Origin of the sequence: Streptosporangium sp. NPDC023963 (assembly GCF_040639135.1) — a bacterium.
Lineage (GTDB): Bacteria > Actinomycetota > Actinomycetes > Streptosporangiales > Streptosporangiaceae > Streptosporangium.
Genome location: NZ_JBEZZK010000001.1, coordinates 1,030,961 through 1,043,607 on the forward strand (window position 1 = coordinate 1,030,961; position 12,647 = coordinate 1,043,607).

At 71.9% G+C, this 12,647-nt stretch carries 7 protein-coding genes and 1 pseudogene; 4 read left to right on the plus strand and 4 right to left on the minus strand.

Annotated features, from left to right (window positions below):
• Window positions 1–72: 72 nt before the first annotated feature.
• The 4 genes from AB0F88_RS04345 to AB0F88_RS04360 all read right to left on the minus strand — a co-directional run bounded on the left by AB0F88_RS04345 (window position 73) and on the right by AB0F88_RS04360 (window position 6,662).
• Window positions 73–2,208 carry an acetate--CoA ligase family protein gene (locus AB0F88_RS04345; RefSeq protein ID WP_362677221.1) on the minus strand — a complete coding sequence of 712 codons (2,136 nt, stop codon included), beginning with the start codon at window positions 2,206–2,208 and terminating at the stop codon, window positions 73–75.
• Window positions 2,208–3,431 (minus strand): formyl-CoA transferase, encoded by a 1,224-nt coding sequence (frc, locus tag AB0F88_RS04350; RefSeq protein WP_362677223.1) that lies wholly within the window; start codon window positions 3,429–3,431, stop codon window positions 2,208–2,210. The genes AB0F88_RS04345 and frc overlap by 1 nt, the downstream gene beginning before the upstream one ends.
• A gap of 10 nt (window positions 3,432–3,441) precedes the next feature.
• Window positions 3,442–5,133, minus strand: a complete 1,692-nt coding sequence (locus AB0F88_RS04355; protein ID WP_362677225.1) for a thiamine pyrophosphate-binding protein — start codon at window positions 5,131–5,133, stop codon at window positions 3,442–3,444.
• A gap of 77 nt (window positions 5,134–5,210) precedes the next feature.
• Window positions 5,211–6,662 carry a molybdopterin molybdotransferase MoeA gene (locus tag AB0F88_RS04360; RefSeq protein ID WP_362677227.1) on the minus strand — a complete coding sequence of 484 codons (1,452 nt, stop codon included), beginning with the start codon at window positions 6,660–6,662 and terminating at the stop codon, window positions 5,211–5,213.
• Window positions 6,663–6,734: 72 nt separating this feature from the next.
• Here AB0F88_RS04360 and AB0F88_RS04365 point away from each other — a divergent pair, with 72 nt between their 5' ends.
• The 4 genes and pseudogenes from AB0F88_RS04365 to AB0F88_RS04380 form a co-directional block, all read left to right on the plus strand.
• A complete protein-coding gene (locus AB0F88_RS04365) occupies window positions 6,735–7,724 on the plus strand; it encodes a 2-dehydropantoate 2-reductase (RefSeq protein ID WP_362677229.1) in 990 nt (329 codons plus the stop codon).
• 46 nt (window positions 7,725–7,770) lie between these two features.
• Window positions 7,771–9,705: a molybdopterin-dependent oxidoreductase gene (locus tag AB0F88_RS04370; protein ID WP_362677231.1), complete on the plus strand. Its 1,935-nt coding sequence runs from the start codon at window positions 7,771–7,773 to the stop codon at window positions 9,703–9,705.
• Window positions 9,706–9,712: 7 nt separating this feature from the next.
• Entirely contained in the window at window positions 9,713–11,656 is a 1,944-nt protein-coding gene (locus AB0F88_RS04375; protein ID WP_362677233.1) for an NAD(P)H-dependent oxidoreductase subunit E, read from the plus strand.
• A pseudogene (locus AB0F88_RS04380) lies at window positions 11,653–12,498 on the plus strand (2Fe-2S iron-sulfur cluster-binding protein); the annotation flags it as partial. The gene AB0F88_RS04375 and the pseudogene AB0F88_RS04380, both read left to right, overlap by 4 nt.
• Window positions 12,499–12,647: the final 149 nt, after the last annotated feature.

The following is a 12,647-nucleotide window of genomic DNA, read 5'->3' on the forward strand; positions in this document are numbered from 1 at the left end:
CCTGCGGACCTCCTGGGGGGTTGGTTGATCCTGCGAGTGCCCCGATTCGCCCCCTCGCTCATGAGGCGCGGCTCAGCCGCGCAGCAACCCTGCGGCCCTCGCCCAGCGATACTTGGCACCGAGCACGGCCACGGGCTTCTCCGTGGTGTACGGGTAGGCGATCACCCCGTTCGCGAAGAGATGGTCACAGGCCTGCTCGACCTCGGTGTCACCGGCCAGCGAGGCGACCACGGGCTTGTCGTTGCCCTTGGCCCGCTCCTCGGCCACGACCCGCGCGACCAGCTCGGCGAAGACCATCGGCGGGGTGACGATCGTGTGCCAGTAGCCGATCACCAGCGCGTGCACGCGGGGGTCGGTGAGGCCCAGCCTGATGGTGTTCTCGTAGGTGCTGGGCGGTTCGCCACCGGTGATGTCGACGGGGTTGCCCGCCGCCCCGAAGGGCGGGATGTAGGCGCGGAAGGCCTCGTCGAGATCCGGCGGGATCTCCATGAGGGTCAGTCCGTTGTCGACGCAGGCGTCGGAGAGCAGCACTCCCGAGCCGCCCGCCCCGGTGATGATGACGACGTTCTCCCCCTTGGGCGTGGGCATCAGCGGCAGCGCTCTGGCGTACTCGAGCATGTCGTTGAGGCCCGGGGCCCGCACGACGCCCGCCTGGCGGAGGATGTCGTCGTAGACCTTGTCGTCGCCGGCCAGCGCCCCGGTGTGCGAGCCCGCGGCCCGCGCGCCCATCGCGGTGCGCCCGGCCTTGAGCACGATCACCGGCTTCTTGGCGACCATCCGCTGGGCGGCCTCGACGAACCCGCGCCCGTCCTTGAGGTCTTCCAGATGCATGGCCACGCAGTTGGTGTTGTCGTCCTGCTCGAAGAAGGTGAGCAGGTCGTCCTCGTCGACGTCGGCCTTGTTGCCGACCCCGACGATCGCCGAGACGCCCATCCCGGTGGTGCGGCTGAAGCCGAGGATGGCCATGCCGATGCCGCCGCTCTGCGAGGTCAGCGCGACCCCGCCCTTCACGTCGTACGGCGTGCAGAACGTGGCGCACAGGTTTTCCGGCGTGTAGTAGTAGCCGTAGATGTTAGGGCCGAGCATCCGCACGCCGTGCTTGCGGGCGATCTCGACGATCTCCTGCTGGCCCTCGACGTTGCCCGTCTCGGCGAACCCTGAGGGGATCATGATGGCTCCCGCCACCCCCTTGCGCCCGGCCTCCTCCAGCGCCGCGGGCACGAACTTGGCCGGGATGGCGAAGACCGCCACGTCGACCTCGCCCGGCACGTCGGCGATGCTGGGGTAGGCGGGCAGCCCGAGGATCTCCGGGGCCTTCGGGTTGATCGGGTAGATGTGGCCCCGGTAGCCGCCGTTGATCAGGTTGCGCATGACCGAGTTGCCGATCTTGCCGGTCTCGCCGGAGGCACCGATCACCGCGACGGCGCGCGGCTTGAAGATCCGGTTCATCCCGGCGAGGATCTCCTCCCGCGAGAGCCGGGCGGGCGCGGCGACGGGGTCGGCGTCGAGGAGGATGCGCACGTCGGCGGCCGTCGCCCCGTCGGCGGTGGCGAAGACGGGGTTCAGGTCCACCTCCGCGATCTCGGGGAAGTCCCCGACGAGCGCGCCGACCCGCTCGATCATGTTCGCCAGCGCCCCCCTGTCGGCCGCCTCCGCACCACGGACACCACGGAGCACCTCCGCCGCCCTGATGTCGTCCAGCATCCCGAGTGCATCATCACCCGAGAGGGGGGCCAGCCGGAAGGTCACGTCCTTGAGGACTTCGACGAGCACCCCGCCGAGCCCGAAGGCGACGACCTTGCCGAAGGTCTGGTCGGTGACCGCGCCGATGATCACCTCGTGCCCGGCACCGACCATGGCCTGCACCTGGACGCCGTCGATCGACGCCTCCGGGTCGTACGAGCGCGCGGAGGCCAGGATCCGGTCGTAGCCGGCACGCACCGCGTCGAGGTCGGCCAGGCCGACGAGCACCCCGCCCGCCTCGGTCTTGTGCAGGATGTCGGGCGACACGATCTTGAGCACCACGGGCAGGCCGATCTCCCCGGCGAGCGACACCGCCTCCTCGGCCGAGGTCGCCACCCCCTCACCGGGGGTCGAGATGCCGTACGCCTGGCAGATCCTCCTGCCCTCGGGGGCGGTCAGCGCGGTGCGGCCCTCGGCACGGGCCTTGTCCAGCACCTCGCGTACGGCGACCTGGTCATGCGCCATCAGATGACTCCGTTCGTCTTCAGCTCGGCCAGCTCGTCGGCGGACAGGCCGAGGCCGGCGTAGATCTCGGTGTTGTGCTCGCCGAGCAGGGGCGGTGCGGTGACGTCCACCGGCGAGTCCGACAGGTGCAGCGGGCTGCCGACCGTCACGAAGGAGCCGCGCTGGGGGTGGTCGACCTCGACCAGCGCGCCCTCCTGCCGCAGGCTCTCGTCCTCCAGCAGCTCCTTGGTGGACAGGATCGGGCCGCAGGGGATGTTGGCGGCGTTGAGCAGGTCGAGGACCTCCCACTTGTCGCGGGTGATGCTCCACTCCTCGATGAGCTGGAACATCTTGTCGAGGTTGGGAAGGCGCGCCTCCGGGGTGGCCCACTCGGGATCGTCGGCCAGCTCGGGGCGGCCGATGATCCCGGCGAGCGGCGCCCAGCCGACCGGCTGCACGATGACGTAGATGTAGTCGTTGGGCCCGCCGGGGGCGCACCGCACGGCCCAGCCGGGCTGGCCGCCGCCCGAGGCGTTGCCCGAGCGCGGCACCTCGTCGCCGAAGGTCTTGTTGGGGTATTCCGACAGGGGCCCGTGACCGAGCCGCTGCTGGTCGCGGAGCTTCACCCGGCACAGGTTGAGCACCGCGTGCTGCATCGCCACCTGCACGCGCTGGCCGCGCCCGGTCTGCTCGCGCTGGTAGAGGGCGGCCAGGATGCCGGCGACGGCGTGGATGCCGGTGCCCGAGTCGCCGATCTGGGCGCCGGTGGCCAGCGGCGGGCCGTCCTCGAAGCCGGTGGTGCTCATCGAGCCGCCCATCGCCTGGGCGATCACCTCGTACGCCTTGAACTTGGCGTAGCGTCCCGGGCCGAAACCCTTGATCGAGGCGTAGACCAGCCGCGGGTTGAGCTCCTGGAGCCGGTCCCAGGAGAACCCCATCCGGTCGACCGCGCCGGGCCCGAAGTTCTCCACCAGGATGTCGGAGTCGCGCACCAGCTCGGTGAACAGCTGCTTGCCGCGCTCGCTCTTCATGTTGAGGGTGATGCTGCGCTTGTTGCAGTTCAGCATCGTGAAGTAGAGGCTGTCGACGTCGGGGACGTCGCGCAGCTGCTTGCGGGTGATGTCTCCGGAGGGCGCCTCCAGCTTGATCACATCGGCGCCGAGCCAGGCCAGGAGCTGCGTACAGGACGGACCCGACTGCACGTGGGTCATGTCGAGGACGCGGACACCTTCCAGTGCCTTCATGGGGTCCCCCTCACTTGTACATGGTCTGGTTCATGGTTCCGGGCGCGTAGACGTCCGGATCGACCCACACGTTGATCAGGGCGGGCTTGCCCGACTCGCGGGCCCTCTCCAGCGCGGGCCTGATGTCGGCGGGGTCCCTGACCTCCTCGCCGTGGCCGCCCAGCATCCGGGCGAACTCGTCGTATCTGACGTCGCCGAGGGTGTTGCCGACCCGGCCGCGGTTCTCGCCGTACTTGGCGGCCTGGCCGTAGCGGATCTGGTTCATCGACGAGTTGTTGCCGATGACGCCGATGAACGGCAGGTCGAAGCGGACCATCGTCTCGAAGTCCCAGCCGGTGAGGCTGAACGCCCCGTCTCCGAAGAGGCAGAGCACCTCCTTGTCGGGCCTGGCGTACTTGGCCGCCATGGCGAAGGCGACGCCGACGCCGAGGGTGCCGAGCGGTCCGGGGTCCATCCAGTGCCCGGGGGACTTGGGCTGGACGACCTGGCCGGAGAAGGTGACGATGTCGCCGCCGTCGCCGATGTAGATGGTGTCCTCGGTCATGAACTCGTTGATCTCGTGGACCAGGCGGTAGGGGTCGATCGGCTGCGCGCCGGAGAGCTGGCGGGGCAGCCGCTTCTCGTAGGCCGCGGTCTCCACCGCGCGCAGCTCCTCCAGCCACTCCTTGCGCCGGGTCGCGCCGTTCTCGACGCGGCCCGAGGCGGCCTGGGTGGCCGCGGCCAGGATCAGCCCGGCGTCACCGACGATGCCCAGGTCGACGTCGCGGTTCTTGCCGACGGTGCGGTAGTCGAGGTCGATCTGGACCACCGTCGCCGTAGGCGACAGGCGCTTGCCGTAGCCCATCCGGAAGTCGAACGGGGTGCCGACGATGATGATCAGGTCGGCGTTGGTGAAGGCGTAGCGCCGGGAGAGCTGGAAGTGGTGCGGGTCGCCGGGGGGCAGCGTGCCGCGGGCCGAGCCGTTCATGTAGGCGGGGATGTTGAGCGCGCGGACGAAGTTGATCGCGTCGTCGGTGCCCCGGGTGGTCCAGACCTGGCTGCCCAGCAGGACGCAGGGCTTCTCCGCGTGGGCGAGCAGGTCGGCGAGGCGCTCGACGGCCTCGGGGTCTCCGGCCTGGCGTACCGAGGCGCGATAACGGCCCGCCTCGGGGATGCGGGCCTTGGAGATCGGGACGCTGGCGTCGAGGACGTCGCGCGGGATCTCCAGGAAGGACGGCCCGGGAGCGCCGTGGTAGCACTCCCTGAAGGCCATCGAGACGATGTCGGCCACCCGCTCGGTCGAGGGGACCGTGGCCGCGAACTTGGTGATCGGAGTCATCATGTCGACGTGGGGCAGGTCCTGCAGCGAGCCCATCTTGTGCTGGCTCAGAGCCCCCTGCCCCCCGATGAGCAGCATGGGGCTCTCCGCCCTGAAGGCGTTGGCCACGCCGGTCACCGCGTCGGTGGTGCCCGGTCCCGCCGTCACGACCGCACAACCCGGCTTGCCGGTGATCCGGGCGTAACCGTCGGCCGCGTGCGCCGCCACCTGCTCGTGACGGACGTCGATGACCTCGATGCCCTCGTCGATGCAACCGTCGTAGATATCGATGATGTGGCCGCCGCAGAGCGTGAAGATCACATCGATCCCCTCCGCCTTGAGCGCCTTCGCCACCAGGTGGCCTCCGGAGATGGTTTCCGGCGCCGTGTCCGCTGGCTGGGTCATTCTGAGGTCCTCTCGATTGTGTTCTCCATACTGCATACCGTATGAGGGCAATGGTTACCCCCGGGGTCCAGGGATGTCTAGACCCTTTGTGCGGGCAGTGGGACGAGCTCGACCGGCTCGCCCCTCCAGCCGGGCGGGACGACCGCGAGCGCCTCGGCGAGCGCGGCCCCCCACAGCGATCCCGGCCGGTCGTGCCCGACGGGCACCGCGCCACGTCCGCCGCGCCGCACCGCGACCATGCGGGTGTCGGCGTGGTGGGGCCGTACGTGACCTGCCAGCGCGGACCGCTCGCGCGGGGCCTCGGGCCCGCCCGCGAGCGCCCGGACCGCCGGGGCGAGCAACGTCAGCGCGGCGACCAGGGCGGCGTAGGGATTGCCCGGCAGCCCGGCCACCAGGCGCCCGCCGGGGAGCCTGGCGAGGAGTTGCGGATGGCCGGGACGCACCGCGACGCCGTCGACGAGGATCTCCGCCCCGAGCCCGGCGAGCACCGCCCTCAGGTGGTCGGCGGGCCCCTTCGACGAGGCCCCGCAGACCACGATCACCTGGCCCGGCGGGCCGTCCGCGGTCCCCGCGAGCGCGGCGGCCAGCGCCCGCGCCCCGTCGGGCAGCCACCGCGGCGCCTCGGTGCGGCCGCCCGCCCACTCGACGAGCCCAGGCAGCATGGGACCGATCGCGTCGCGCACCCGCCCCGGGCCCGGCAGCCCGAGCGTCACCACCTCGTCGCCCGTGACCAGCACGGACACCAGGGGTCTGGGCCGTACGCGGAGCACGTCGTGCCCGAGCCCGGCCGCGAGGCCGAGCACCGCGGGCGTGACGGCCGAACCGGCAGTGAGCACCACGGTCCCCAGCGGGCAGTCCTCACCGCGCCGCCGGATGTGCCTGCCCGGCTCGACCGCCCCCGCGGGGGCCGACACCCATTCGCCGACCGGCTCGCCCGCCGGCCACGGCTCCCCGCCCCGCGGCGCGAACCGGCCGAGCGGCGGCGCGAACCGGCCCGGCGGCACGGATCGGCCGGGCACCCCGCCTCCGGGGGCCGGTCCGGCCCACGGCGCCCCGCCGGTCCGCACGGCCAGCTCGTAGGGCAGCACCGCCTCGGCGCCCTCGGGCACCGGGGCGCCGGTGGCGATCTCCACCGCCGTGCCGGGCGCGAGCGCGGCCCCGAAGGGCGCGCCCCCGGCGAGCACGAGGCCCGTGATCCGCCAGGGCGGATCGCCCGCGACCGCGTAGCCGTCCATCGCGGCCACGTCGGCGCCGGGCACCGGGACGAGGGCGTGCAGCGGCGCGGCCAGGCGGCAGCCGTACGCCAGGTGGAGGGGGAGGTCGACCGGGGGGAGCGGCCCCGCGGCGGACGCCGCGACCTCGCGGGCCGACTCCCACGGGAGCGCCTCCCCGGGGGCGCCGCGGTGCGCCGCCCCCGGGGGCGGCGGCCCCGGCGAGGACGGGGGCGACGGGGCCGACGGGGGCGACGGGGGCACGGTGTCCGGGTCGCGGGACGGGGCTTCGTGGACGGTGGATCGGGGGACGGCCATCGGCGGCTCCTTGACCGGATTTTTTCCATACTGTATACCGAATGCACTATGGACGCGAGGACGGAGCCTCTTGTGAAAGTCGCTGTTCTTGGCGCCGGCGCCATCGGCGCCTACGTCGGCGCCGCCCTGTGCAGGGCGGGCGCCGAGGTGCATCTGATCGCCCGCGGAGAGCACCTCGCGGCGATGCGCGAATCGGGAGTGCGCGTGCTGAGCCCGCGCGGAGACTTCACCGCCCACCCCCACACCACCGACGACCCCCGCGAGATCGGCCCGGTGGACCACGTCTTCCTCGGCCTCAAGGCCAACTCCTACGCGGCGGCCGGACCCATGATCCAGCCGCTGCTCCACGAGACCACCGGCCTCATCGCGGCCCAGAACGGCATCCCGTGGTGGTATTTCCACCGGCTGCCCGGCCCCTACCAGGGCCACGTGATCGAGAGCGTCGACCCCGGCGGGGCGGTCACCGCCGCCCTGCCGCTGGAGCGCGCCATCGGATGCGTCGTCTACGCGGCGACGGAGATCGAGGCGCCCGGCGTGATCCGCCACCTGGAGGGCACCCGCTTCTCCATCGGCGAGCCCGACGGCTCCCTCTCCTCACGCTGCGTCGACTTCAGCACCGCCATGATCGAGGGCGGGCTGAAATGTCCCGTCGAGACGGATCTGCGGCGCGACATCTGGATCAAGCTCATGGGCAACATCGCCTTCAACCCGATCAGCGCGCTCACCCGGGCGACCATGGCGGGCATCTGCCGCCACCGCGGGACGCGCGATCTCGTCGTCACCATGATGCGCGAGACCGTCGACGTGGCCCGCCGGGTGGGCTGCGAGCCGGACATCTCGATCGAGCGCCGGATCGCGGGCGCCGAGCGGGCGGGAGAGCACAAGACCTCCACGCTCCAGGACCTGGAGAAGGGCAAGCCCCTGGAGCTCGACGTGCTCCTCGCCGCCGTCGTGGAACTGGCCGACCTGACCGGCGCCGAGGTGCCCACGCTCCGGGCGATCCACGCGGTCGCCGACCTCCTGGACGAGCAAGTCCGGGAAAATCTTGCCGCCGCCAGTTGATGCGACATACCGTAGACTGTATACAGGACTGTCGAAAGGATGGGGTATGAAGAGGGATCGCGGGGACCGCGCCGAGCACTACGACCGGCTCACCCATCCCCTTGTCCGTGAAAACGGCGTGCTACGCCGCGCCACCTGGGACGAGGCGCTGCAACGGGCCGCGGAGGGCTTCCGGCGCAATGTCGAGCAACACGGGCCCGACTCCTTCGCGATGCTGTCGTGCGCCCGTTCCACCAACGAGATGAACTACGTGGGCCAGAAGTTCACCCGGGTCGTGATCGGCACCAACAACGTCGACTCCTGCAACCGCACCTGCCACGCCCCGAGCGTGGCGGGCCTGTCCGCGGCCTTCGGCAGCGGCGGCGGCACCTCCTCCTACCAGGAGGTGGAGGACGCCGACGTGATCCTGATGTGGGGTTCGGCGGCGCGCAACGCGCACCCGATCTTCTTCCACCACGTGCTCAAGGGCATAAGAAAGGGCGCCCGCATGTTCGCGGTCGACCCCCGCCGCACGGGCACCGCCGAGTGGGCCGACCTCTGGCTGGGCCTCAACGTGGGCACCGACATCCCGCTCGCGCACGCGGTGGCCCGGGAGATCATCCACGCGGGGCTGCACAACACCTCGTTCATCGAGCGCGCCACCGAGGGCTTCGAGGAGTTCGCCGCCTCGGTCGAGCCGTGGACGCTCCCGGTGGCCGAGCAGGTCACCGGCGTCCCCGCGGCCGCCATCCGGGAGCTCGCGCACGCCTACGCCAGGGCCGACCGCGCCCAGCTGTGCTGGACGCTCGGCATCACCGAGCACCACAACGCCACCGACAACGTGCGCGCCCTCATCAACCTGGCGCTGCTCACCGGCCACGTCGGGCGCTACGGTTCGGGTCTGTCCCCGCTGCGCGGCCAGAACAACGTGCAGGGCGGCGGCGACATGGGCGCCATCCCCAACCGGCTGCCCGGCTTCCAGGACATCCTCGACCCGGGGATCCGCGCCAAGTTCGAGCAGGCGTGGGACACGCCGATCCAGCCGCGCTACGGCCGCAACCTCACCGAGATGCTGGAGGGGATGGCCGAGGGCGAGATCACCACCTGCTACCTCATCGGGGAGAACCCGGTGCAGTCCGAGGCCGACTCACTGAACTGCGTCAAGCGGCTCAGCATGCTCGACCACCTGGTCGTGCAGGACATCTTCCTGACCAAGACCGCCCAGATGGCCGACGTGGTGCTGCCGGCGGGCGCGGCCTGGTGCGAGAGCGAGGGCACCTTCACCAACAGCGAGCGGCGGGTGCAGCGGGTCCGCAAGGCGCTCCAGGCGCCGGGCGAGGCCCGCGACGACATCTGGATCCTCTGCGAGCTGGCCCGCCGCCTGGGCCACGACTGGAACTACACCGGCGCCGAGGAGGTCTGGGACGAGCTCCGCGCCCTCTCCCCCGCCCACACCGGCATGACCTACGACAGGCTCGACAAGCTGCAGGGCATCCAGTGGCCCTGCCCGTCGGAGGACTCCCTCGAACCGCCCTTCCTTCACGGGCGGCTCTGGGAGAGCGACCCGGCCCGGCGGGGCAGGGCCGCGCCGTTCGCGGTGCTCGAACACTCCCCGCCGGTCGACCTGCTCGACGACGAGTATCCCCTGCGGCTCACCACCGGCCGTCGTCTCGACTCCTACAACACCGGCGTGCAGTCGTCCGGGTTCGCCTCGCCGCTGCGCAGGGGCGAGAACATCGAGTTGTCCCCCGAGGACGCCGCGCGGCTGGGGGTGAGTCCCGGCGAGGAGGTCAGGATCAGCTCCCGGCGCGGCTCGGTCGTCGCCCCCGTCCACATCGACCCGGCCCTGCGTCCCGGCCTGGTCTTCATGACGATGCACTTCCCCGACGAGGTCGACACCAACTCCCTCACCATCGAGGCCACCTGCCCGATCGCGGGCACCGCGGAGTTCAAGGCCGCCGCCGTGCGCGTCGACAAGCTCGTACCCGCGAAGGCCGGGTGAAGGGGGCGTGGATCTCCGGTTCAGTGACGCCCAGCCTTCTGCCGAGGAACGCGCCGCAGTCGACGCCTTCCTCGGCGCCCCGGCGACGGGCTGGGAGGGCGGCGCCCGCTCGGACGACGACCTGCGGATCGCCGTCGGCGGACACGAGGCCCGCGGCCGGCGTGACCTCCTGCTCCCCGCGCTGCACGCGGTCAACGACAGGATCGGGTGGATCAGCGAAGGAGCCCTCGACTACATCTGCCGCCGCCTGACCGTGCCGCCCGCCGAGGCGTACGGGGTGGCGACCTTCTACTCGCTGTTCTCCATGAAGCCGCGACCGGCGCGGGTGCTGCACGTCTGCACCGACCTGGCCTGCCAGGCGCGCGGCGCCGACGCGGTGCGGCGGAGCACCGAGGAGCGGCTCGGCCCGCCCGGCATGTCCTGGCAGCCGAGCCCCTGTCTCGGCCTGTGCGAGCGGGCACCCGCCGCGCTGGCCCTGCAGGCCGGCGAGTTCCCGGGGGCGACCGTGTACGGCCCGGCCGAACCGGTACCGGCCTCCACCGGCGGCGCGAACGGAAACGGCGACCCGAACGGAAACGGCGGCCCCGGCGGCGCGGGCGACGCGAGCAAGGTGAAGGACCTCAGCAGGCTCGGCGGCCTCAGCGGCATGGACGCCACCGGCGGCCCCGCCCTGGCCGAGCGCGCGGAGCCACCCGCCGAGCACGCCGTCCCGCAGGCGGGCGACCCCTCCCTCGTGCTGCTGCGCCGGGTGGGCGTCGTCGACCCGGCGAGCCTGGACGACTACCGGGCCGAGGGCGGCTACGCCGCGCTGCGCGAGGCCGTCAGGATCGGCCCCGCCGGCGTCATCCGCGAGGTGCTCGAATCCGGTCTCGTCGGGCGGGGCGGGGCGGCGTTCCCCACCGGGCGCAAGTGGGAGGCCGCGGCCCGCCAGCTCGACCACCCCCATTACCTGGTCTGCAACGCGGACGAGAGCGAACCGGGCACCTTCAAGGATCGTGTGGTCATGGAGGGCGACCCGTACGCGCTGGTGGAGGCGATGACCATCGCCGCGTATGCCACCGGCTGCCCCAAGGGCTACCTCTACATCCGCGGGGAGTATCCCCGGGCGATCAGCCGGATGGCCCACGCCATCGAGGTCGCCCGTGCGCGCGGCCTGCTCGGGGCCGACGTCATGGGGCAGGGTTTCGCGTTCGACATCGAGATCAGGCGCGGCGCGGGCGCCTACATCTGCGGCGAGGAAACCGCGATCTTCAACTCGATCGAGGGCTTCCGCGGCGAGCCGCGCAGCAAACCGCCCTTCCCCGTGGAGAAGGGCCTGTTCGGCAAGCCCACCGTGGTCAACAACGTCGAGACCCTCGTCAACGTGCTGCCCATCCTGGCCGGCGGGGCCGCCGCCTACGCGGCGACCGGCACGGAGGGCTCGACGGGCACCAAGCTGTTCTGCGTCTCGGGCACGGTCGCCAGGCCGGGCGTCTACGAGCTGCCGTTCGGCGCCACCCTGCGCGAGCTCCTCGATCTGTCCGGGGGCGCGACCGGAGAACTCCGGGCGGTGCTGCTGGGCGGCGCGGCCGGCGGGTTCGTCCGCCCGGACGAGCTCGACGTCCCGCTGACCTTCGAGGGCACCCGGGCGGCCGGCACGACACTGGGTTCGGGCGTGGTCCTGGTGCTCGACGAGAGCGTCGACCTGGCGCACATCCTCGTGCGCATCGCGGAGTTCTTCCGCGACGAGTCGTGCGGGCAGTGCGTGCCCTGCCGGGTGGGCACCGTGCGGCAGGAGGAGGCACTGCACCGGCTGCGCCGCAAACCCACCTCCGGCGACATCGCGCTGCTGCGGGAGGTCGGCCAGGCCATGCGCGACGCCTCGATCTGCGGGCTCGGCCAGACCGCCTGGAACGCCGTCGAGTCGGCCATCGACAGGTTGGGCGTCTTCTCCCCCTCGGAGGCATCATGAGTGTTCCCCTGCAGCCGCCCCGGCGGCTGATCGAGATAACCGTCGACGGCGACCCGGTCCGGGTGCCGGAGGGCTCGACCGTGCTGGACGCCTGCTCGGCGGCGGGCAAGGACATCCCGACCCTCTGCTACGGCGACACCCTCACCCCGAAGAACGCCTGCCGGGTCTGCGTGGTCGAGGTCGAGGGCGCCCGTACGCTCGCCCCCGCCTGCTCGCGCAGGGCCGAGCCCGGCATGGCCGTCGGCACCGCGACCGAGCGCGCCCGGCACAGCCGCAAGATCGTCCTGGAGCTGCTGGCCTCGACGGCCGACCTGTCCACCACACCGCGCGCGGCCGAGTGGATCGAGGAGTACGGCGCGCGGCCCGACCGCTTCGGCGAGGAGGCCGCCACGGTCGCGCAGCCCGCGAAGGTCGACAACGACCTCTACGTGCGCGACTACTCCAAGTGCATCCTCTGCTACAAGTGTGTCGACGCCTGCGGCGACCAGTGGCAGAACAGCTTCGCCATCTCGGTCGCCGGGCGGGGCTTCGACGCGATGATCTCGACCGAGCACGACGCCCCGCTCACCGACTCCGCCTGCGTCTACTGCGGCAACTGCGTGGAGGTCTGCCCCACCGGGGCGCTGTCGTTCAAGAGCGAGTTCGACATGCGCGCCGCGGGCAGCTGGGACGAGTCCCGGCAGACCGAGACGACGACGATCTGCAGCTACTGCGGGGTCGGCTGCAACCTGACCCTGCACGTGCAGGACAACCGGATCGTCAAGGTGAGCTCGCCGCACGACAACCCGGTCACCCACGGCAACCTGTGCATCAAGGGCCGCTTCGGCTTCCAGCACGTCCAGAACGTGGCCACCTCGGAGGACACGCTCCCCCTTTCCGGCCCTGCCTCCGTACCCGTTTCCGCGTCCGCCTCCGGCCCTGCCTCCGCACCCCTTTCCGGGCCCGCCTCCAGCCCTGCCTCCGCACCCCTTTCCGGGCCCGCCCCCGGCAC

What these genes read in the sequence shown, in the direction of transcription:
- AB0F88_RS04370 (WP_362677231.1), top strand. Translation starts at nt 7,771, where the DNA reads ATGAAGAGGGATCGCGGGGACCGCGCCGAGCACTACGACCGGCTCACC.
- frc (WP_362677223.1), bottom strand. Translation starts at nt 3,431, where the DNA reads ATGAAGGCACTGGAAGGTGTCCGCGTCCTCGACATGACCCACGTGCAG.
- AB0F88_RS04345 (WP_362677221.1), bottom strand. Translation starts at nt 2,208, where the DNA reads ATGGCGCATGACCAGGTCGCCGTACGCGAGGTGCTGGACAAGGCCCGT.
- AB0F88_RS04360 (WP_362677227.1), bottom strand. Translation starts at nt 6,662, where the DNA reads ATGGCCGTCCCCCGATCCACCGTCCACGAAGCCCCGTCCCGCGACCCG.
- AB0F88_RS04355 (WP_362677225.1), bottom strand. Translation starts at nt 5,133, where the DNA reads ATGACCCAGCCAGCGGACACGGCGCCGGAAACCATCTCCGGAGGCCAC.